Source organism: Streptomyces sp. SID5464, assembly GCF_009862985.1.
Classification (GTDB): Bacteria; Actinomycetota; Actinomycetes; order Streptomycetales; family Streptomycetaceae; genus Streptomyces; species Streptomyces chartreusis_D.
The window spans coordinates 194,256-214,855 of record NZ_WWIQ01000009.1 but is presented as its reverse complement, the minus strand read 5'-3'; the positions used below and the strand labels follow the sequence as shown (position 1 = coordinate 214,855).

Genomic DNA, 20,600 nt, shown 5'->3' with positions numbered 1-20,600 from the left:
TTGCGCGGAGCTTCCGTTACCCGGCCGATATGAGCGCTGCTGACAAGTGCTACGACACGTGTCCGATTGCTATCGGATCGTGATGCTCAGATTCCCCTCAGATGTAATGACGCAGGTCGTAGAGGGTCACTACTGTCCTCCGAAACCGAGGAGGACGGAGCCTGAGAGCGATGACCGAAGTATCGGTGGCCAAGGAAGATGTGGCCGCGACCGGAGAACTGGTCGTCCTGAAGAGCGTCAACAAGCACTTCGGCGCGTTGCACGTTCTCCAGGACATCGACCTGACGATCGCGCGCGGTGAAGTCGTCGTGGTCATCGGGCCCTCCGGGTCCGGCAAGTCCACCCTGTGCCGCACCATCAACCGCCTGGAGACGATCGACTCCGGCTCGATCACGATCGACGGCAAGCCGTTGCCCGCCGAGGGCAGGGAGCTGGCCCGGCTGCGGGCCGACGTCGGGATGGTCTTCCAGTCCTTCAATCTCTTCGCGCACAAGACCGTGCTCGAGAACGTGATGCTCGGCCAGATCAAGGTCCGCAAGAAGGACAAGAGCGCGGCCGAGGAGCGGGCCCGGGCCCTGCTGGACCGGGTCGGCGTGGCCGCGCAGGCCGAGAAGTACCCGGCACAGCTCTCCGGTGGCCAGCAGCAGCGCGTCGCGATCGCGCGGGCGCTGGCCATGGAGCCGAAGGTCATGCTCTTCGACGAGCCGACCTCCGCGCTCGACCCCGAGATGATCAACGAGGTGCTGGAGGTCATGCAGCAGCTCGCCCGCGACGGCATGACCATGATCGTCGTCACCCATGAGATGGGTTTCGCACGATCGGCCGCAAACCGCGTGGTGTTCATGGCGGACGGCCGAATCGTCGAGGAGGCTGCGCCCGACCAGTTCTTCAGCAACCCGCGCAGCGACCGTGCCAAGGACTTCCTGTCGAAGATCCTGCATCACTGAGGCGCCCGTCGCGCCTGCGACGACATGCGTCACCCGAAACAACGGTTATCTCTTCACGGCAAAGGATGTTCACCATGAAGCTCCGCAAGGTCTCCGCGGCAGCCGCCACCGCTCTCGTTCTCGCCCTGACCGCTACCGCCTGTGGTGGCGACGATGGCGGTGACTCCAACGGCTCCGGCTCCGGCGGTGGCAACAAGATCAAGATCGGCATCAAGTACGACCAGCCCGGTCTGGGCCTGAAGGAGCCTGACGGTTCCTTCTCCGGCTTCGACGTGGACGTGGCGACGTACGTGGCCAAGGAACTGGGCTACAAGCCCGACCAGATCGAGTGGGTCGAGACCAAGAGCGCCGACCGTGAGAACGCGCTGTCCCGCGGTGACGTGAAGATGATCGCTGCCACCTACTCGATCACCGACGAGCGGAAGCAGAAGGTCGACTTCGCCGGTCCGTACCTGCTGGCCCACCAGGATTTGTTGGTGAAGAAGGACTCGGACATCACCAAGGCCACGGACCTGAACGAGAAGAAGCTGTGCTCTGTCGCCGGATCGACTTCGGCGCAGAACGTCAAGGACGACTTCGCACCGAAGGCCCAGCTTACTCAGCGTGGTGGCTACTCCGAGTGCCTCTCCGCTCTGCAGAGCGGCGCCGTGGACGCGCTGACCACCGACGACTCGATCCTCGCGGGCTACGCCGCGCAGGACCAGTACAAGGGCCAGTTCAAGCTGGCCGGCCTGAAGCTGAGCAATGAGAACTACGGCATCGGTGTCAAGAAGGGCGACACCGCGACCCTTAACAAGATCAACACCGCTCTCGAGAAGATGGTCAGCGACGGTTCCTGGGAGAAGGCTGTCAAGGAGAACTTCGGCCCGGCGAACTACAAGAACGAGCCCGCCCCGAAGATCGGCCAGATCGTCCAGTAATGCGGGACTCCGCCGACGCAGGATCCCCGCACTCGCTGCGGGGATCCGCAGCCGCGCCGCCACCACGTCTCTGACGGCGGCGTGTCACGTCCGCCACCTACGCCACCCACCCGGAAGCGCGGGAGATCGTGTTCGACTTCCTTTCAAAATATGATGACCCGTCCGTGCTGGGCGCTTTCTGGGTCACAGTTCAGCTCACCGTCTTCTCGGCCATCGGTTCCCTGATCTGGGGCACCATCCTGGCGGCCATGCGGGTCAGCCCCGTCCCGTTGATGCGCGGTTTCGGCACCGCCTACGTGAACATCGTCCGGAACATCCCCCTGACCGTCATCATCGTCTTCACGTCGCTCGGCCTCGCCGACATCTTCGGCGTGACGATGGGCGCGTCCGAGGACTTCGAGCTCAAGTACTTCCGACTGGCTGTACTGGGTCTCATCGCCTATACAGCTGCCTTCGTCTGCGAAGCCATTCGCTCTGGCATCAACACCGTGCCCGTCGGTCAAGCGGAGGCAGCACGGGCCATCGGGCTCAGCTTCAGCCAGGTGTTGAGGCTCGTGGTGCTGCCGCAGGCGTTCCGCTCTGTCATCGGACCACTGGCCAACGTGCTCATCGCACTGACCAAGAACACCACCGTGGCGGCCGCGATCGGCGTGGCTGAGGCCGCCCTCCTGATGAAGGAAATGATCGAGAACGAGGCTCAGACGCTGCTCATCGGCGCGGTCTTCGCCTTCGGGTTTGTGGTACTGACTCTGCCCACTGGCCTGTTCCTCGGCTGGCTGAGCAAGCGACTGGCGGTGAAACGATGACGTCCGTTCTTTACGACGCCCCCGGCCCGAAGGCCAAGCGGCGCAACCTGCTGTTCTCGGTGGTCTTTTTCGTCCTGCTCGCCCTACTCCTCTGGTGGGTCTGGCAGACGCTGGACGACAAGGGTCAGCTGGAGTGGTCCCTGTGGAAGCCGTTCACCACGTCCGAGGCCTGGACGACCTACCTGCTGCCGGGCCTGGCCGACACGCTGAAGGCCGCGGCGCTCGCCATGGTCATCGCCCTCCCGCTGGGCGCCGTCCTCGGCATCTTGCGCCTGTCCGACCACCGCTGGGTGCGCATCCCGGCCGGCGCGGTGGTCGAGTTCTTCCGGGCCATCCCGGTACTGCTGCTGATGCTGTTCGCCAACGAGTTCTACGTCCGCTCCACGGGCATCCCCAGCGATGAGCGGCCCCTCTACGCGGTCGTCACCGGTCTGGTGCTCTACAACGCGTCGGTCCTCGCCGAGGTCGTCCGCGCGGGCATCCTCTCCCTGCCCAAGGGGCAGTCGGAGGCGGCGATGGCGATCGGCCTGCGCAAGAGCCAGACGATGACCAGCATCCTGCTCCCGCAGGCCGTCACCGCCATGCTGCCGGCCATCGTCAGCCAGCTGGTCGTCATCGTGAAGGACACCGCGCTGGGCGGCGTGATGCTCGGGTTCACCGAGCTCCTCAACACGCGAAGCACCCTGGCGGCCAACTACGCGAACGTCATCCCCAGCTTCGTCGTGGTCGCGGTCATCTTCATCCTGCTGAACTTCATTCTCACGTCCTTCGCCTCCTGGCTGGAGGGCAGGCTGCGCCGCAGCAAGCGGAGCACGGGTGCTGTTCTGGGTGCTGAGAAGGTCGACGATCTAAATGCGGCCGAGGTGGGCGACACCGGTGGGGCCGGAACTGGAAAAATTACCTGACGTCACGTCGATAAGCGGATAGAGGGCAGGCGGTGGCGCAGATGCCACCGCCTCCTTAACGTCGCTGGATCGGAATGCCACCCCGACGACACGGCGGCGAACTTGATGACTTCATGCTAAAGCGTGTTACAGAAGGGCCGTGATCAGGGCATTTCCTTTCGGCCGGGTGTTGAAGGCTTGGCGGGTGTGGATGGAGACGTTCACCAGACTGCGGGCCGATCAGTTCGGACGGCTGCTGAAGGCGGTCCGACACGGCGTTGCAAGTGCATCCAGACGACACGTCCTTGAGCGAGTCGTGCGTGCGGCTGCCGCGCAGATGCCGCGCAACCCAGTGCCCCGGAGGCACGGCTGGCCAAGCCGGGAGCCATTGCACAGAGGCCACTACTCTGCCCAACAACTGGCGAAACGCGGAACGGTCCGCCAACTCCGGCGGGCGGACCGTCACGCGAGATCGACGTCAGGAGAGGTCAGTAGGACCTCTCCTTGATGCCGCCTTCGACACGAATACTGGCTTCCGGGCAGAAGACGATGGACTTCCCGCTGGACTTCCACACTGGCGCATCGCGATAGATGTCGTCGCCGCCGTCAAACGGTCGGCAGATGATGGTCGCTTTGTAGTGCCCGCCATTGGACTTCTTACACTGGGCCTGCCAGCCCAATGCGGTGTAGCCCCCGAGGCCTTTCGCGTACTTACCGTTGGTGCATCCGGTCGGCCAACCCTTGACGGACACGTTGCCCTGGGAGCCTGCCTCGGCCGCGGTGGCCGTGCTCTGAAGGCCGAAAGCCGTCATCGCTGCAGCGGCGAACAGCGCCGCGCTCAGCTTCTTCATTTTCACCTTTCCCCGAATTGGTCTTGCTGTTCTCAGGAGACTCTGCCCTCAAGAGACCTTGGTCTCGTGGCCCTCATGCACAGGCTTGAGATAGGATCCCTGGCAGTACGCGTAGGAAACACCACTCTTCCGCCACGCGCCCGCGAAGTCCATCATCTTCCCGCTTTCGGGATCCTTACAAACGACCAGAGCCCGGTAGTGGCCGCCGTTGTGCTTCTTGCACATAGCGATTGCCCCGAAGCTCTTCTTCTCTACGTTGCAGTCACTGGGGCGCCCTGTAGCGCCGACTTCGGCAGCTGTCGCGCTCGCCCCCGCGGCGAGCGTGAATGCGCCGGCCATCATCACCCCGAGCGCGGGCAACATTATGGACTGTCGAATGCGGTTCTTCTTAACCAATTCTCCACCTTCTTCTTGCTGCCGCATTTTTCGATTTCCTCAATCGCCTATGCCGCTCCCCAGACATTACCGATCCCACATGTCCGCGTCAATCAATGCCTAGAATTTGAGGGAGACTTGAGGGTTCGCTAGCGGCAGCAGATTCGGAAGGTTGAATTCCAGATCCTCGGGGGACTATCTCCGACATGAAATGAATTGCGCCGGTGGCCGAATCCCGATTCCAGAGGGTGAATTCCAGCCAGAACGAGAAAACCGGGGCCACGCCCCGTTCTCGGGATCAACCCCGCGCACGTCAGGAGCTACACCCCAGGACCCTCACCTTCCTGCCGCCAGAGGACCATTCCCCCCGTACGTGGAGAGAACGTGCTACGCAGCAGGTCGACAGTAATCTGATTCGTCATTCGCCGTCGGCGTGCTGCTGTTTCTATAAATCTCCTGATGGCCGATTCTGATGTGCCGATTTGGGGAGTGAGCCGCCTCCAGTTGGTGGTGAACGTCGATGCCCAGGACCCAAATCCGCTCAATGCGCAGGCAGCAACGGCGGGCCAGGCGGGCGGGCAGGTGGTAGGTGCGGAAGCACAATGATGTCCAGATCGGCGTCCGCCAGGTCCTCGCTGTCGTACAGGGGCAGCAGACGGCGCCAGGCGACCGGTCCGCCAACCGGCGCATCAGCTCACCATCCCCGCATGCCCCACCAAACCCTTCTGTCGGCTGTCACGGACAGCTACCCAGTCCCACCCTCATACGCTCCACAACCAAAAAGGTGTCCTGACTCTTGTACGAACTCGTCGGGGATACTCGCATGGCTGTCGTTCTGTAAGCGTCTGCCGACCAGTCTGGCGCGGCTACGTCTGTCACTTGACGCAAGCACCGGCAATGGGTTGCATACGTTCTGTGATCGTGCACCCTGCTCCAACTTCCTGTTCACCTACGTCTCTCAGGACAACACCACGGGCAGGGGGCGCCGCGCCGTGGACCCGGTGATCATCGTCGGAGCGGGGCCCGTCGGGCTCACGCTCGCCCTCGCTCTGGCACGTCAGGAAGTGCCCTGCGTCGTCCTCGACGAGGGGCCGGGCAAGGACGAACCCCGTGCGGCGCGCACCGTCGTCCTGCGCGAGGACACCGCCGCTCTCATTGGACGACTGACCGGCGTGCCCCTGTCCCGGGCCGGCGCCCACTGGGCCGGATGGCGGTCGATGCGGCGCAAGCAGGTGATGCGCGAGATCGTTTTCGACGGCACCGAGCCCGCTCCCCTGCACATCGCCCAGCACGTGCTGACCGGCGCCCTGCGCGCGGCCCTGTCCGGCGAACGGCTCGTCAAGATCGCGGTGGAGAGCCGACTCGACGGCATCGAACAGGAGTCCTCGGGCGTCACGGCCCACACCCGCGGCCCCAAAGGCACCTGGTGGCGCGGCAGTTACCTGGTCGGTTGCGACGGCCCCCGCTCGACCGTGCGCAAACTCCAGGACATCCGCTTCCCGGGCCGTACGGCGGTGGAACGTCACGCCGTTGCCGCGCTGCGCACGGAACTGCCCTGGCACGATGAAGCGTTGCTGCACCGCCTGCCGCCGTGGCGCATGTCGGGCCCGTCGGCCGGCGAGGTCACCGCGCGCCCGTTGCCGGACGGCGTCTGGCGTCTGGACTGGCTCCTGCCGCCCGGCAAGGACCTGGTCACCCCCGAACTGCTGCTGACCCGCATCCGGGAGACCCTGGCCGGCTGGGCGGGCGGCACGACCCCGCCGTACGACCTGCTGGACACCGGAGTCCACACGGTCCACCACCGGCTGGCCCGCCGCTGGCGCGCCGACCGCGTCTTCCTCGCCGGGGACGCGGCCCACCTGCTCGGCGCGCTGGGCACGCACGGTCTCGACGAGGGCCTCAGGGACGCCGACAACCTCGCTTGGAAGCTGGCCGTGGCCTGGCACCACGGGCCGCACGAGGCGCTCCTCGACAGTTACCAGACCGAGCGCCGGGCGGTCGTCGCCGCCCGGCTGCGCGCCGCCGACCAGGCGCTGCCGCTGCTTCGCGGCGGCGGAGGACTGCGCTCGTACGTCCCCGGCTCTTCCCGAGGCCATGACGCGCTCCTCACGGACGGCCACTTGGGGCACGGCCAGCTCGGTGCGCCGGGGGCGTACGCCGACTCGCCCCTCGCGCCCGGACGCCTCGAAGGAGAGACTCCCGTCGACACACCGCCGGGAGCGCCGGTCACCGACGTACGGGTCACCGCGGAGGACGGCACCTTCGTACGGTTGCGGGACCGGCTCGGCCGCGGCGCGCTGCTCGTGGTGCTGATCGCGCCGGGCACGGGTGTGTGGGAGCGCAAGCACTGGGTCAGTGCCGGCATCATGCCCCGGCTCGCGGCCGCGGTCACGGCACTGCCGCACCCCGCCGAACTGCTGGTCGCCGAGAGCTATCCGGGTGCTGCCGCGCACACGGTGCTCCTGGTGCGCCCCGACGGGCACCTCGTCACCGCGCTGAGCGGAGTGCGCCCGGAAGACCTGTACGCGGCGGCGGAGGCCGCGGTGGGCGGACCGGTGAAGGCGCAGGCCGAAGCGGGCGCGTCGGCCGGCTCTCACTGAGGTCGACATCGCGGTGACGTGCTCACTGTCACAGTGCGTCCGCATGGTGACAGTGAGTTGACCGGTCCGGTCGGCCATGGTGTACTCCGATGCGTGACCGACACCTGTGTGCGCCTGTGGCGGAGGGTCCACATGGACCTCGTCCGCTATGCGGGCTGCGTGTGTCGCCCGTCCTGCTGACTTCGCATCCCTCTTCCTCTGTGCGCGCGCCGCGCTCTGTCTGCCGCGGCCGACGCGCCTGATTCGCGAACCCTCATCAGGATCTTCAGGACGGCACCCGTGTCTGTATCCCCTTCCGCATCCCCCGCTGTCTCCTCTTCCGGCCCCTCTCCTGCCTCCGCTGTTTTGGCCCCCACTCAGGCCGACCTCTTCGACTTCGTGCGGCGTACGGCCGCCGACACCGAGCTGATCGCTTCCCTGCCGCTCGACCCGGAAGGCCGCACCTGGTTGCGGCTGGACGGGCCCGGTGGCAGCGAGGCCTGGCTGATCGGCTGGCCGCCCGGCACCGGCACCGGCTGGCACGACCACGCCGACTCCGTCGGCGCCTTCCTGACCGCGTCGGGCGAGCTCAAGGAGAACTCGCTCGCCGCGCGCCTGCCCACCGACGGCTGGAAGACCCTGGAACTCACCGACGGTGTCGACCGCGAACGCCGGCTGCCGTCCGGCGAGGGCCGCGCCTTCGGCCGTCACCACGTCCACGAGGTGCTCAACGAGTCCCCCGACCGGCACGCGATCTCCGTCCACGCCTACTACCCGCCCCTGCCGCAGATCCGCCGCTACAGCCGCAGCGGGTCGATCCTGCGGCTCGAGCAGGTGGAGCGACCGGAGGACTGGCAGTGAGCGCGACGCACAAGCGAGTGAGCGACGGCAACAGCAGCGGCAGTGGCGCCGACGGCGGTGTCCAACCTCCCGTCGGCATCGACGAGTTGCTGGAGCGCGTACGTTCGGGCTACGAGCGGATCGAACCGCAGGAGGCGTACGAGGCCGCCCTGGCCGGTGACGCGCTTCTGGTGGACATCCGCTACGCGGCCCTGCGTGAACGGGACGGCCTGATTCCCGGCGCCCTCGTCGTCGAGCGCAACGAGCTGGAGTGGCGCCTCGACCCGCAGGGCAGCCACCGTCTCCCGGAGGCCACGAGCCACGCCCTGCGCGTCGTCGTGATCTGCAACGAGGGGTACGCCTCCAGCCTGGCGGTCCAGTCCCTCCACCAGCTGGGACTGCACCGGGCCACCGATCTGGTCGGCGGGTTCCAGGCTTGGCGGGCGGCGGGGCTTCCGGTGGTGTGACGACGGGGCTCTGGCGGGCGGGCGGGGCTTCCGGTGGTGTGACGACGGGGCTCGACGGCGGGCGCGGCCCCACGAGGGTCTCGCCCCCGCCTCAGATCACCTCGTCCCCGAGGAACTCCGTGTCCTCGCCCTCCTCCTCCAGCGCCTGCCGGACCACGCGCAGGGCCATGCCCTCGGAGTAGCCCTTGCGGGCGAGCATGCCCGCGAGGCGGCGGAGGCGCTTGTCCCGGTCGAGCCCACGAGTGGAGCGGAGCTTCCGCGCGACGAGTTCCCGCGCGGTCGTCTCCTCCTGCTCGGAGTCGAGCTGGGAGACGGCCTCGTCGATCAGCGTGGAGTCGACGCCCTTGGTCCGCAGCTCCCGGGCGAGCGCACGCCGTGCCAGCCCCCGGCCGTGGTGCCGGGACTCCACCCAGGCCTCCGCGAAGGCGCTGTCGTTGATGAGGCCGACTTCTTCGAACCGCGACAGCACCTCCTCGGCGGCATCGTCCGGGATCTGCCGCTTGCGCAGGGCGTCGGCGAGTTGCTTACGGGTCCGCGGGGTCCCGGTGAGCAGGCGCAGGCAGATCGCCCGAGCCTGCTCGACCGGGTCCCCCGGAGGCTCCCCCTGCTCGGCCCTCGACGAGGAGAGGGAATCTCCGTCCTCGGTATCCGCCGCGCCGAAGCCGCGGCGGCGGCGCCCCCGTCCACGCCCGCCAGGCGACCCACCGTCATGCGCGCCGTCCCTGGATGAGCCGCCTCCGCGGGCGCCTCTACCCGATGAGCCGCTGCCCGATGAGCCCCTGCCTCGGGAGGCCTCCCCGTACGACCCGTCGTCCCCGAACAGCCCGTCATCCCGGTGCAGCCGATCGTGCCCGTCCTCCCCGTCCACGGCCGAGCCCGTCTCCCCTCCGGTGCCCCTCCCCCGTGGGGCACCGGAGGCGGCGTACTCGTACTCCGCCCAGTCGGTTCGTCGTGTCACGGGTCAGCTCTTGGCTGCGGCGGCCTTGGACTTGGCGGTCTTGGCCGCTGCCGGGGCGGGGACCGCCGCCGCGTCGGCAGGTGCCGGGGAGACCGCGGCGTCCGTGCCCGGCTCGGCGGCCGGCTCCTCGGGACGCACGCCGACGCCCAGCTTCTCCTTGATCTTCTTCTCGATCTCGTTGGCCAGGTCGGGGTTGTCCTTCAGGAAGTTGCGCGCGTTCTCCTTGCCCTGGCCGAGCTGGTCGCCCTCGTACGTGTACCAGGCGCCGGCCTTGCGGACGAAGCCGTGCTCCACGCCCATGTCGATCAGGCCGCCCTCGCGGCTGATGCCCTGGCCGTAGAGGATGTCGAACTCGGCCTGCTTGAAGGGCGGCGCGACCTTGTTCTTGACGACCTTGCAGCGGGTGCGGTTGCCGACCGCCTCCGTGCCGTCCTTCAGGGTCTCGATGCGGCGGATGTCGATGCGCACCGAGGCGTAGAACTTCAGCGCCCGGCCACCGGTCGTGGTCTCGGGGGAGCCGAACATCACGCCGATCTTCTCGCGGAGCTGGTTGATGAAGATCGCGGTCGTCTTGGACTGGTTGAGCGCGCTGGTGATCTTCCGCAGCGCCTGGCTCATCAGGCGGGCCTGGAGACCCACGTGGCTGTCGCCCATCTCGCCCTCGATCTCCGCGCGCGGAACGAGCGCGGCGACGGAGTCGATGACGATGAGGTCCAGGGCGCCGGAGCGGACCAGCATGTCCACGATCTCCAGGGCCTGCTCGCCGTTGTCCGGCTGGGAGAGGATGAGGTTGTCGATGTCGACGCCGAGCTTCTTCGCGTACTCGGGGTCGAGTGCGTGCTCCGCGTCGACGAAGGCGACCTGCCCGCCGGCCTTCTGGGCGTTCGCCACCGCGTGCAGGGTCAGGGTGGTCTTACCGGAGGACTCCGGTCCGTAGATCTCCACGACACGGCCGCGGGGCAGGCCGCCCACACCGAGGGCCACGTCGAGGGCGGTGGACCCGGTCGGGATGACCTCGATGGGCTCCTTGGTCCGGTCGCCCATGCGCATGACCGCGCCCTTGCCGAATTGCCGTTCAATCTGTGCGAGAGCGGCATCCAGGGCCTTCTCGCGGTCGGTTCCTGCCATGGGTTCCACCCGATTTGCTTGAGTCGATCGCTTCACGTCAAAGACGCTAACGCCTGCCACTGACAATGCGCCCCGACGCACGTCCGGCCTGTGGATAACTCGGGCACATCCCTACCCAAAGTACGTCGAAATGCCCGTCGTTGAGCTTCGCCGGAGACTCCATAAGAATGGATGTTCGATTTTCGTGTCAAGCGCACCACGCGACACCTCCGTGACAGGGCGCAGCGACTCAGTCCGGGCTCTGCCCGGAGCCCCCGCCCTCGGACCGCCCGTCGTCGGACCGCCGGTCACCGGACGGCCCGTCCCCGGACTGCGGGTTCTCGGACTGCCCGTCCTCGGGCTGTCCACCTTCGGGCCGGCCGCCCCCCGGCCGACCGCCCTCGGCCCGCTCCGTCCCTGCCCGCCGTGCCCACAGCCGCCCCGCGCGCGTGACGAGGCTCGGCCCCTCCCCGCGTCGGCGATGGCCGTGCACGCGGGGGTCGTCCGTCACGGCGTACCGCTTCACGTACGCCCCCAGGAAGGCCTGGAGCGTGGCGATGGCGGGGATGGCGATCAGCGCGCCGACGGCGCCCAGGAGCGCGGTGCCCGCGATGACCGAGCCGAAGGCGACCGCGGGGTGGATGTCGACGGTCTTGGACGTCAGCTTCGGCTGGAGCACGTAGTTCTCGAACTGCTGGTAGATCACCACGAAGATCAGCACCCACAGCGCGTACCAGGGGTTGACCGTGAACGCGATCAGCATGGGCAGCGCGCCCGCGAGGTACGTGCCGATGGTGGGGATGAACTGCGACACCAGGCCCACCCACACGGCGAGCACGGGCGCGTAGGGCACGTCCAGGGCCTGCAGGAGGACGAAGTGCGCTATGCCGGAGATCAGTGCCATCAGGCCGCGCGAGTAGATGTAGCCGCCGGTCTTGTTCACGGCGATCTCCCAGGCGCGCAGCACCTCGGCCTGCCGTGCGGGCGGCAGGAGCGAGCAGATGGTGCGGCGCAGTCGCGGGCCGTCCGCGGCGAAGTAGAACGAGAACAGCGCGATCGTCAGCAGCTGGAAGAGGCCCCCGATGACCTGGGCGGACACGTCCAGCACACCCGTGGCGCTGTTCTGCACGTAGTTGCGCAGCCAGTCGGAGCGGAGCAGGCCCTCCTGGATGTCCACGCGCTTCAGGTCGGTCTTGAAGTGCGTGTTGATCCAGTTGATGACCGAGTCGAGGTAGCCCGGGAAGCCCTCGATCATCTTGATGATCTGGTCCGCGAGGATGGAGCCGAGCAGCGTGACGAAGCCCGCCGCCACGATGATCACGCCGATGAAGACGATGAACGTGGCCAGTCCCCTGCGCATGCCGCGCGAGGCCATCCAGCTCACCGCCGGTTCGATGGCGAGCGCCAGGAAGAACGCGATGAGGATGTTGATCAGTAGCCCGGTGAGCTGGTGGAAGGCCCAACTGCCCAGCTGGAACACGGCGACGAGGGCGAGAGCGAGCACCAGGGCGCGCGGCAGCCAGCGCGGCATGCGGCCGTTCGGCCCGGCGTCCCCGCCGGCGGGGGGCGGGGCGGGCGGTGTCGTGCCGAACGGGGAGGACTGCTGGGCATCCTGCCCGGTCTCGTCAGTGGGTGCCACGCACCAAGTCTCACCCACGCCACCGACAGCCGTCTGCCCGCCCGCGATCTTCGTGGGCCGCCGGTCAGCGGTCTCCACGACAGGTCAACGCTTCTCCCTCGGCACGTCCATCACCGCGCACACCACCTGCCAGACCTCCTTGGCGTCCCAGCCGGCGTCGAGCGCCTCGTGCACGGTGCGTCCGCCGAGCTCCGACATCACATGGTCGCGTGCGAAGGTGTCCGCGTAGGCCTGACCGAAGTGCTCCGCCATCCGCTGCCAGAAGACCGTCAACCGCATGACTCCAGTATCCCGCCCCTGGGGGTGGGCCTGAGCCGGGACCGCCTGCCGGCACCGTTTTCCGCCCTACGGTCTGACCCATGGCCGAAACAGGAGCTCCCTCACTCCCCCAGTCGCCCCCGCCGCGCACCCCCGTGGCGTGTGCGGAACGCTTCGTCTGGCTCACCGCGCGCGTGCTCGAGCAGCGCCTCTTCGCCCACCACTTCCGGGGCGGCGCCGCCGACCCGGTGGAGACCGCCCTGGACGCCTACCGCAACGAGGACGGCGGGTACGGCCACGCGCTGGAGCCCGACCTGCGCGGCCCGGTCAGCCAGCCGCTGCACACCGCGCACGCCCTGCGCGTCCTGGACGCCGTGGGACGCTGCGCCGGCCAGCGCGTGGAACGGATGTGCCGCTATCTGACGTCCGTCTCCACGGCGGACGGCGCCCTCCCGGCGATCCACCCGAGCCAGCGCGGCTACCCGACGGCGCCCTTCGTACCGGTCGTGGACGACCCGCCCAGCGACCTCCTGGCCACCGGGCCGGTGGTGGGGCTGCTGCACCGCAACGAGGTGTGGCACGCCTGGCTGTTCCGGGCCACGGACTTCTGCTGGCAGGCGGTCGAGTCCCTGGAGAAGTCCCACCCGTACGAGATCGAGGCCGCCGTGGCGTTCCTCGACTCCGCCCCGGACCGCCCGCGCGCCGAGGCGGCCGCCGACCGCCTGGGCCGCCTGGTCCGCGAACACCGCCTGGCGGCTCTGGATCCCGAGAACCTGGACGCCTACCCGGTCTCTCCCGGTTACGCCCCGGGCGAGCACCACTTCCCGTACGACTACGCGAGGACACCGCGCTCCCTCGCGCGCGCGTGGTTCACGGACGACGAGATGGCCCGCTCCCTGGACCACCTCGCGGCCCAGCAGCAGGAGGACGGCGGCTGGCCCGTCCGGTGGCGCCACTGGGCCCCGGCCCCCGCCCTGGAAGCCCGCCCGGTGGTGACGATCGAGGCCCTGCGCACACTCAACGCGTACGGCCGCGGCATCGGCTGATCAGGCCCCCATGGCCCGCACTCCCGCGGTCACCACCACCGCCGCCGCGACGACGAGCAGGAACGGCGCCCGCAGCATCAGTGCCACAGCGGCGGCTCCGAGCCCGGCGGCCCGCGCGTCCAGCATCAGCGTCTGCCCGTCGGCGAAGGTCTGCTGCGCCGTGAGGGCCGCCAGCAGCGCGACGGGCAGCAACGCGGCGAGGCGCTTCACGACGGGCCGCTCAAGAGCCCCCGAGGGCACCAGCAGCCCGGCCAGTTTGACGGCGTAGCACCCGAGGACGGTCACACCGATCGCGATCCAGACGTTCACCGCTCATCACCCTGTCCCGTGCGCCGGCCGTCCGCCCAGAGCACGACCGGCGCGGCCAGCGCGGCCATCAGAACCGGCACACCGGCGGGCAGCACGGGCAGCAGCCCGAGCCCCAGCAGTACGGCGAGCCCGGCGACGGCCCGCTCGGTGCCGCTCTTCAGCATCGGCGCGAGCAGCGCCAGGAACACCGCGGGTCCCGCCGCGTCCAGCCCCCACGCGTCGGTGTCCCCGATGGCCTCGGCGCCCAGGGCGCCGAGCAGCGTGGTGAGGTTCCACAGGACGTACAGGCTCAGCCCCGTCACCAGGAACCCGATCCGCGCGCTGCGCCGCGTGGGCTGCGCGAGCGCGACGGCGGCCGTCTCGTCGATCACCCAGTGGGCGGCGAACGGCCGCACCGCGCGCGGGAGGGACAGCAACTGCGACAGACGCAGGCCGTAGAAGGCGTTCCGCACCCCCAGGAAGAAGGCCCCGGCCGCCGCCGTGAACGGGCCGCCACCGGCCGCGAGGGCTCCCACCAGGGCGAACTGGGACGCCCCGGTGAACACCAGCAGGCTGAGCGCGCAGGTCTGCAGCAGCGTGAGCCCGCTGCCGGCCGATGTCACGCCGAAGGCGAACCCGGAGAGCCCGACGGCCACCCCGACGCCCAAGGCGTCCCGCACAACGGCACGGTCCGCCTTCCCACCGGTCTCTGTATCTCTGAGAGCTGTCTGATCTGCCACGCCCCGCACGCTACGAGGAGCCGCTACCGCAGGTCTTGTACGTTCTTGCGCTCCCGCTGGTAGGCCCCCGGAGGCACACCGACGATCCGGCTGAAGTGCCGGTTGAGATGCGGCTGATCGGTGAACCCCACGGCCACGGCGACCTCCGAGGGCGCCGTCCCGAGGTCCAGCAGCCGCCGCGCCCGCCGTACCCGCGCGTCCGTGAGCCACGCGTGCGGTGGCATCCCGTAGGCGTTCCGGAAGGCCCGCAACAAGGCGAAGGGACTGGTCCCGAGATCGGCCGCCAACCGCTCCAGGCTCGGCGGCCGGGCCATCCGCTCCTCCAGCACCGCACGCGCGCGTGCCGCGATCCGGGCCCCGGCCGCCCGCACCTTCCGCCGTGGCATGGGCCCACCGTTCAGCCGCAGCAACCTCGTCACGGCGACCCGCAGCAGTGTGTCCGCGGCCAACGCGTTGCCCTCGTCGGCGGCGCGCAGCACCTGGTGCACCAGCCCGACGGCGTACGGGTCATCCACCACCGGGCTGACGAACCCCGGCGTCCCCCGCAGTGCCGTGGTCTCGGCCGCGATCTCCGCCACCACATCGACGGGCGGATACACCGCCCCGTACCGCCACCCCTCCGGCACACCGGCCCGCCCGGTGTGCGGCGTGTCCGGATTCACCAGAGCGAGAGCCCCGGCCCCGGCGTACTGATCGCCCCCACCGTGGTGAAAGACCTCCACCCCGTCGGCGATGGCAGCGATCACGAAGTTCTCGTGCGTATGCCGCACGAACGTCTTCCGCACGTACCGGGCCCGCAGCAGGTCCACCCCGGGCAGCTCGTCGTACTGCCAGTGCCGCGCGCGCTCGCTCATACGGCCATTGTCCGATCCCCGGACCCACCGCGGAACGGCGGGCGGAACCGCGGCGGCCCCCCGATGTCAGTGCCGGGGTGCACGATGGACGCATGCCCAGCAAAGCACCCGGACCCCTGGACGGCTTCTCCCCCGCGACCCGCGCCTGGTTCTCGGGCGCCTTCTCGGCGCCCACCACGGCCCAGTCCGGTGCCTGGCAGGCCATTCACGAAGGCTCGGACGTGCTGGTCGTCGCCCCCACCGGCTCCGGCAAGACCCTGGCCGCCTTCCTCGCCGCCCTGGACCAGCTCGCCTCGACCCCTCCCCCCGCCGACCCCAGGAAGCGCTGCCGGGTCCTGTACATCTCCCCGCTGAAGGCCCTGGCCGTGGACGTGGAGCGCAACCTCCGCAGCCCCCTGACCGGCATCCGCCAGGAGTCCGTGCGGATGGGCCTGCCCGAGCCCGAGGTCAAGGTGGGCATCCGCTCGGGTGACACCCCCGCCGCCGAGCGCCGGGCCCTGTCCACCCGTCCTCCGGACATCCTGATCACGACCCCCGAGTCGCTGTTCCTGATGCTGACCTCGGCCACGCGCGACGCGCTGACCGGCGTGGAAACGGTGATCCTCGACGAGGTGCACGCGGTCGCGGGCACCAAGCGCGGCGCCCACCTCGCGCTCTCCCTGGAGCGGCTGGACGACCTCCTTCCGAAGCCCGCCCGCCGCATCGGCCTCTCCGCGACTGTCCGCCCGGTCGACGAGGTGGCCCGTTTCCTCTCGCCCCGCCGCAAGGTGGAGATCGTCCAGCCCGAGTCGGGCAAGGAGTTCGACCTCTCCGTGGTCGTCCCGGTCGAGGACCTGGGCGAGCTGGGCGGCTCCCCGGTGGCGGACGGCTCGGAGGGTGCCGAGCGCCCGTCGATCTGGCCGCATGTGGAGGAGCGGATCACCGACCTCGTCCAGTCCCACCGCTCCACGATCGTCTTCGCGAACTCCCGCCGCCTCGCGGAGCGCCTGTGCAACCGCCTGAACGAGATCGCGTACGAACGGGCCACGGGCGAGACCCTCGACGAGCACCACTCCCCCGCCGAGCTCATGGGCGGCTCGGGAGCCGCCCAGGGCGCACCTCAGGTCATCGCCCGTGCCCACCACGGCTCGGTGTCCAAGGAGCAGCGTGCCCTGGTCGAGGAGGACCTGAAGGCTGGCCGCCTCCCCGCGGTCGTGGCCACGTCCAGTCTCGAACTGGGCATCGACATGGGCGCGGTCGACCTGGTGGTCCAGGTCGAATCACCCCCGTCGGTGGCCTCCGGCCTGCAACGCGTCGGCCGGGCGGGCCACCAGGTGGGCGCGGTCTCCACCGGCGTGGTCTTCCCGAAGTACCGCGGCGACCTGGTCCAGGCGGCGGTGGTCACCGAACGCATGCGTACCGGCGCCATCGAGTCCCTCAGGGTCCCCGCCAACCCGTTGGACGTCCTGGCCCAGCAACTCGTCGCCATGACGGCCATGGACACCTGGCAGTTCGACGACCTGCTCGCCGCCGTCCGACGGGCCGCCCCCTTCGCCTCGCTCCCCGAGTCCGCCTTCACGGCGGTCCTCGACATGCTGGCCGGCCGCTACCCGTCCGACGCCTTCGCCGAGCTGCGCCCGCGCGTGGTGTGGGACCGCGTCACCGGCGAGATCACGGGCCGCCCCGGCGCGCAGCGCCTCGCCGTCACCTCCGGGGGCACGATCCCCGACCGCGGCCTCTTCGGCGTCTTCCTCGCCGGCGCCGACCCCAAGAAGGGCGGCGGCCGGGTCGGCGAGCTCGACGAGGAGATGGTCTACGAGTCCCGCGTCGGCGACGTCTTCACGCTCGGCACGAGTTCCTGGCGCATCGAGGACATCACCCGCGACCGCGTCCTGGTCTCCCCCGCCCCGGGCGTGCCGGGCCGGCTGCCCTTCTGGAAGGGCGACCAGCTGGGCCGCCCGCTGGAGCTGGGCCGGGCGGTGGGCGCGTTCCTGCGTGAGGTCGGCTCGCTGTCCAAGGACGACGCCCGGCTGCGCCTCCTCGCCGCCGGCCTGGACGCCTGGGCGGCGGACAACGTGCTCTCCTACCTCGACGAACAGCGGGAGGCCTGCGGACACGTCCCGGACGACCGGACGATCGTCGTGGAGCGCTTCCGCGACGAGCTCGGCGACTGGCGCGTGGTCGTGCACTCGCCCTTCGGCGCCCAGGTGCACGCCCCCTGGGCCCTCGCGCTCGGCGCGAAGCTCTCCGAGCGGTACGGCATGGACGCGCAGGTCATGCACGCCGACGACGGCATCGTGCTGCGTCTGCCGGACGCGGACCTGATGGGCCTGGACCTGCTCGACCAGGAGCCGGTGAAGATGGGCCGGGAGTACGACGCCGAGCAGGCTCCTGTGGGCGCCGCCGACGTCGTCTTCGACAAGGGCGAGGTCGACCAGGTCGTCACCGACCAGGTGGGCAGCTCGGCGCTGTTCGCGGCCCGTTTCCGCGAGTGTGCCGCCCGCGCGCTGCTGCTCCCGCGCCGCAACCCGGGCAAGCGCACGCCACTGTGGCAGCAGCGCCAGCGCGCCTCCCAGCTGCTCCAGGTGGCGAGCGAGTTCGGCTCGTTCCCGATCGTCCTGGAGGCGGTCCGCGAGTGCCTCCAGGACGTCTTCGACGTCCCCGGTCTCGTCGAGCTGATGGGCGACCTGGAGTCCCGCAAGGTGCGCCTCGTCGAGGTCACCACCCCCGAGCCGTCCCCCTTCGCCCGCTCCCTCCTCTTCGGCTACGTCGCCCAGTTCCTGTACGAGGGCGACTCCCCGCTCGCCGAGCGCCGGGCCGCCGCCCTGTCGCTGGACTCGCGGCTGCTGGCCGAGCTGCTGGGCCAGGCGGAGCTGCGCGAGCTGCTCGACGCGGAGGTACTGACGGAGCTGGAGCGGGAGCTTCAGTGGCTCACCGAGGACCGCCGCGTCAAGGACGCCGAAGGCGTCGCGGACATCCTGCGCCTCCTCGGCCCGCTCACGGACGCGGAGTTGGCCGAGCGGGGCGCCGAACCGCAGTGGGCTCAGGACCTGGCCGGCGCCCGCCGCGCCATCCGGGTCCGGATCGCGGGCAGCGATCACTGGGCGGCGATCGAGGACGCGGGCCGGCTGCGCGACGCACTGGGCACCGCCCTGCCGGTCGGCGTCCCGGAGGCCTTCACGGAACCCGTCAAAGACCCGCTCGGCGACCTCCTCGCGCGCTACGCCCGCACCCACGGCCCGTTCACCTCGACCACGGCGGCGGCCCGCTTCGGCCTGGGCGTGGCCGTCACCGATGGCGCCCTCCAGCGGCTGGCCGCGGCTGGCCGGGTCGTCCAGGGCGAGTTCCACCCGGCCGGGATCGGCCAGGAGTGGTGCGACGCGGCAGTGCTGCGCCGGCTCCGCCGCCGCTCCCTGGCTGCCCTGCGCCATGAGCTGGAGCCGGTGCCGCCGGCCGCACTCGCCCAGTTCCTTCCCCAGTGGCAGCACATCGGCAAGGGGCACTCCCTGCGCGGCATCGACGGCCTGGTGCGCGCCATCGAGCAGGTGCAGGGCGCGTCCGTGCCCGCCTCCGCCCTGGAGAAGCTGGTCCTGCCCTCCCGGGTCGTGAACTACAACCCGGCCATGCTGGACGAGCTCACGGCCGCCGGAGAGGTGGTCTGGGCCGGGGCGGGCTCCCTCCCGGGCAAGGACGGCTGGGTCTCCCTCTACCTGGCGGACGCGGCCCCCCTGCTCCTGCCGCCCCCGCACCCCCTGGAGCTGACCGCCCTCCATCAGTCCGTCCTGGACATCCTCTCCGGCGGCTACGGCCTGTTCTTCCGCCAGATCGCCGACCAGGTCCGCGCCACCACCCACCCCGACGCCACCGATCCCCAACTGGCCGACGTGCTCTGGGACCTGGCCTGGTCCGGACGCCTGACCAACGACACGCTCGCGCCCATGCGTTCCCTGCTGGGCTCGGGCCGCACCGCCGGCTCCACGGCCCACCGCGCCAAGCGCACGGTCCCGCGCGGCCGCTACGGCTCCCTGACGGCCGCGGCCCGCCCCGCCTCCCGCTCCGGCCCGCCGACCGTCGCCGGCCGCTGGTCCCTGCTCCCGGCCCACGAGCCGGACCCCACGGTGCGGGCCCACGCCCTCGCCCGCACCCTCCTCGACCGGCACGGCGTGGTGACCAGGGGCGCGGTCTCGGCTGAGGGCGTCGAGGGCGGCTTCTCGGCGACGTACCGCGTCCTGTCCGCCTTCGAGGAGAGCGGCCAGGCCCGCCGCGGCTACGTCGTGGAGGGCCTCGGCGCCGCACAGTTCGCGATGGACGGTGCCGTGGACCGCCTGCGCGCGGTGTCCAACGCCCGCGACCGTGGCGAGGACCTGCCAGGCCCGCCGCCGGGCCCCGACCTCGACCCGTTCCCCGCCCACGACTTCGCCGCCCCGGGCGACTCGGCTCCCTTCACCGACCACACCGACCACCCCGGCCACCCCGGCCACGACGGCTTCCCCGACCTTGGTTCCTCCTTCGAAACTCCCCGGCCGTCCCCGGACGAGTACGTCTCGCCCCGCGACTACGCCCCGCAGGGCGCCCCGCCCTGGCAGAACGGCGGACGCGCGGCCTACGACTCCGGGTATCCGGGCCGTCGCACCCGTCCGGACGCCGCTGCCCGGGCCGTCGTCCTCGCCGCCGCCGATCCGGCGAACGCGTACGGCGCCGCCCTGCCCTGGCCCGAGCCCCCGACCGGCGCCGGGCACAAGCCGGGCCGCAAGGCGGGCTCCCTGGTGGTGCTCGTCGACGGCGAGCTGACGCTCTACATGGAGCGCGGCGGGAAGACCCTGCTCGCCTGGGCCGCCGACCCGGACGGCGACCCCACCGACGACCCCCGCCTGCGCACCGCAGCGGAGGCCCTCGCCGAATCCGCCCGCGCGGGCTCCCTCGGCACGGTCACGGTGGAGCGCGTCAACGGCGCCCAGGCCCTGACCTCCCCCATCGGCACCCTCCTGGAAGGAGCGGGCTTCATCGCGACCCCCCGTGGCCTCCGCCTGCGCGCCTGATCGTCCCGGCGACGTGCCACCCT

Annotated in this window: 19 protein-coding genes; 10 read left to right on the top strand and 9 right to left on the bottom strand. The window is 70.1% G+C overall.

Annotation, left to right across the window (positions count from 1 at the left end):
* Nucleotides 1–170: 170 nt before the first annotated feature.
* The 4 genes from GTY47_RS09355 to GTY47_RS09340 all read left to right on the top strand — a co-directional run bounded on the left by GTY47_RS09355 (nt 171) and on the right by GTY47_RS09340 (nt 3,578).
* Nucleotides 171–947 carry an amino acid ABC transporter ATP-binding protein gene (locus GTY47_RS09355; RefSeq protein WP_010034788.1) on the top strand — a complete coding sequence of 259 codons (777 nt, stop codon included), beginning with the start codon at nt 171–173 and terminating at the stop codon, nt 945–947.
* Between the two features lie 74 nt (nt 948–1,021).
* On the top strand, nt 1,022–1,867 hold the full coding sequence (locus GTY47_RS09350) for a glutamate ABC transporter substrate-binding protein (RefSeq protein WP_010034786.1): 846 nt from the start codon (nt 1,022–1,024) through the stop codon (nt 1,865–1,867).
* Nucleotides 1,868–1,995: 128 nt separating this feature from the next.
* Entirely contained in the window at nt 1,996–2,673 is a 678-nt protein-coding gene (locus GTY47_RS09345) for an amino acid ABC transporter permease (protein WP_029180812.1), read from the top strand.
* The gene (locus GTY47_RS09340; protein WP_010034779.1) at nt 2,670–3,578 is read left to right on the top strand and encodes an amino acid ABC transporter permease; all 909 of its coding nucleotides are present in this window, start codon (nt 2,670–2,672) and stop codon (nt 3,576–3,578) included. The genes GTY47_RS09345 and GTY47_RS09340 overlap by 4 nt, the downstream gene beginning before the upstream one ends.
* Before the next feature lie 467 nt (nt 3,579–4,045).
* Here the strand turns inward: GTY47_RS09340 and GTY47_RS09335 are convergent, their stop codons facing one another.
* Nucleotides 4,046–4,408 carry a hypothetical protein gene (locus GTY47_RS09335; protein WP_010034771.1) on the bottom strand — a complete coding sequence of 121 codons (363 nt, stop codon included), beginning with the start codon at nt 4,406–4,408 and terminating at the stop codon, nt 4,046–4,048.
* Nucleotides 4,409–4,456: 48 nt separating this feature from the next.
* Entirely contained in the window at nt 4,457–4,804 is a 348-nt protein-coding gene (locus GTY47_RS09330) for a hypothetical protein (protein ID WP_102514984.1), read from the bottom strand.
* Between the two features lie 438 nt (nt 4,805–5,242).
* Between GTY47_RS09330 and GTY47_RS09325 the strand changes: the two genes are divergently transcribed.
* The 4 genes from GTY47_RS09325 (at nt 5,243) to GTY47_RS09310 (ending at nt 8,669) form a co-directional block, all read left to right on the top strand.
* Complete coding sequence (locus tag GTY47_RS09325) at nt 5,243–5,389, top strand: hypothetical protein (protein WP_158688386.1); 147 nt, start codon at nt 5,243–5,245, stop codon at nt 5,387–5,389.
* Between the two features lie 386 nt (nt 5,390–5,775).
* Nucleotides 5,776–7,383, top strand: coding sequence for an FAD-dependent monooxygenase (locus tag GTY47_RS09320; protein ID WP_010034767.1), 1,608 nt, complete (start codon nt 5,776–5,778; stop codon nt 7,381–7,383).
* Nucleotides 7,384–7,662: 279 nt separating this feature from the next.
* Nucleotides 7,663–8,223: a cysteine dioxygenase gene (locus tag GTY47_RS09315; protein ID WP_029180811.1), complete on the top strand. Its 561-nt coding sequence runs from the start codon at nt 7,663–7,665 to the stop codon at nt 8,221–8,223.
* A 17-nt stretch (nt 8,224–8,240) separates the two neighbouring features.
* Nucleotides 8,241–8,669 (top strand): rhodanese-like domain-containing protein, encoded by a 429-nt coding sequence (locus GTY47_RS09310; protein ID WP_040902618.1) that lies wholly within the window; start codon nt 8,241–8,243, stop codon nt 8,667–8,669.
* 91 nt (nt 8,670–8,760) lie between these two features.
* Here GTY47_RS09310 and recX read toward each other — a convergent pair whose 3' ends face one another.
* From recX to GTY47_RS09290, 4 genes are all read right to left on the bottom strand, one after another.
* Nucleotides 8,761–9,627, bottom strand: coding sequence for a recombination regulator RecX (recX, locus tag GTY47_RS09305; protein ID WP_029180810.1), 867 nt, complete (start codon nt 9,625–9,627; stop codon nt 8,761–8,763).
* Nucleotides 9,628–9,630: 3 nt separating this feature from the next.
* Nucleotides 9,631–10,755: a recombinase RecA gene (gene recA / locus GTY47_RS09300; RefSeq protein WP_010034756.1), complete on the bottom strand. Its 1,125-nt coding sequence runs from the start codon at nt 10,753–10,755 to the stop codon at nt 9,631–9,633.
* A 229-nt stretch (nt 10,756–10,984) separates the two neighbouring features.
* Nucleotides 10,985–12,265, bottom strand: a complete 1,281-nt coding sequence (locus tag GTY47_RS09295; RefSeq protein ID WP_202458081.1) for an AI-2E family transporter — start codon at nt 12,263–12,265, stop codon at nt 10,985–10,987.
* 192 nt (nt 12,266–12,457) lie between these two features.
* Nucleotides 12,458–12,652, bottom strand: a complete 195-nt coding sequence (locus GTY47_RS09290; RefSeq protein ID WP_010034754.1) for a DUF3046 domain-containing protein — start codon at nt 12,650–12,652, stop codon at nt 12,458–12,460.
* Between the two features lie 80 nt (nt 12,653–12,732).
* On the opposite strand from GTY47_RS09290, the gene GTY47_RS09285 reads away from it, so the two are divergent.
* Nucleotides 12,733–13,677, top strand: a complete 945-nt coding sequence (locus GTY47_RS09285) for a hypothetical protein (protein WP_029180809.1) — start codon at nt 12,733–12,735, stop codon at nt 13,675–13,677.
* Here the strand turns inward: GTY47_RS09285 and GTY47_RS09280 are convergent, their stop codons facing one another.
* From GTY47_RS09280 to GTY47_RS09270, 3 genes are read right to left on the bottom strand one after another with little or no spacing between them, the layout of a single operon-like run.
* A complete protein-coding gene (locus GTY47_RS09280; RefSeq protein ID WP_010034752.1) occupies nt 13,678–13,986 on the bottom strand; it encodes an AzlD domain-containing protein in 309 nt (102 codons plus the stop codon). It abuts the gene before it with no gap.
* Nucleotides 13,983–14,705 carry an AzlC family ABC transporter permease gene (locus GTY47_RS09275; RefSeq protein ID WP_029180808.1) on the bottom strand — a complete coding sequence of 241 codons (723 nt, stop codon included), beginning with the start codon at nt 14,703–14,705 and terminating at the stop codon, nt 13,983–13,985. Before GTY47_RS09275 ends, GTY47_RS09280 begins: the two co-directional genes overlap by 4 nt.
* Nucleotides 14,706–14,728: 23 nt before the next feature.
* Nucleotides 14,729–15,559 (bottom strand): AraC family transcriptional regulator, encoded by an 831-nt coding sequence (locus GTY47_RS09270; RefSeq protein WP_010034749.1) that lies wholly within the window; start codon nt 15,557–15,559, stop codon nt 14,729–14,731.
* Between the two features lie 92 nt (nt 15,560–15,651).
* Here GTY47_RS09270 and GTY47_RS09265 point away from each other — a divergent pair, with 92 nt between their 5' ends.
* Entirely contained in the window at nt 15,652–20,577 is a 4,926-nt protein-coding gene (locus GTY47_RS09265; protein WP_010034746.1) for an ATP-dependent helicase, read from the top strand.
* The last annotated feature ends 23 nt before the right edge of the window (nt 20,578–20,600 follow it).

What these genes read in the sequence shown, in the direction of transcription:
- GTY47_RS09285 (WP_029180809.1), top strand. Translation starts at nt 12,733, where the DNA reads ATGGCCGAAACAGGAGCTCCCTCACTCCCCCAGTCGCCCCCGCCGCGC.
- GTY47_RS09355 (WP_010034788.1), top strand. Translation starts at nt 171, where the DNA reads ATGACCGAAGTATCGGTGGCCAAGGAAGATGTGGCCGCGACCGGAGAA.
- recA (WP_010034756.1), bottom strand. Translation starts at nt 10,755, where the DNA reads ATGGCAGGAACCGACCGCGAGAAGGCCCTGGATGCCGCTCTCGCACAG.
- GTY47_RS09290 (WP_010034754.1), bottom strand. Translation starts at nt 12,652, where the DNA reads ATGCGGTTGACGGTCTTCTGGCAGCGGATGGCGGAGCACTTCGGTCAG.
- GTY47_RS09265 (WP_010034746.1), top strand. Translation starts at nt 15,652, where the DNA reads ATGCCCAGCAAAGCACCCGGACCCCTGGACGGCTTCTCCCCCGCGACC.
- GTY47_RS09340 (WP_010034779.1), top strand. Translation starts at nt 2,670, where the DNA reads ATGACGTCCGTTCTTTACGACGCCCCCGGCCCGAAGGCCAAGCGGCGC.
- GTY47_RS09350 (WP_010034786.1), top strand. Translation starts at nt 1,022, where the DNA reads ATGAAGCTCCGCAAGGTCTCCGCGGCAGCCGCCACCGCTCTCGTTCTC.
- GTY47_RS09270 (WP_010034749.1), bottom strand. Translation starts at nt 15,559, where the DNA reads ATGAGCGAGCGCGCGCGGCACTGGCAGTACGACGAGCTGCCCGGGGTG.
- GTY47_RS09295 (WP_202458081.1), bottom strand. Translation starts at nt 12,265, where the DNA reads ATGCCGCGCTGGCTGCCGCGCGCCCTGGTGCTCGCTCTCGCCCTCGTC.
- GTY47_RS09325 (WP_158688386.1), top strand. Translation starts at nt 5,243, where the DNA reads ATGGCCGATTCTGATGTGCCGATTTGGGGAGTGAGCCGCCTCCAGTTG.
- GTY47_RS09335 (WP_010034771.1), bottom strand. Translation starts at nt 4,408, where the DNA reads ATGAAGAAGCTGAGCGCGGCGCTGTTCGCCGCTGCAGCGATGACGGCT.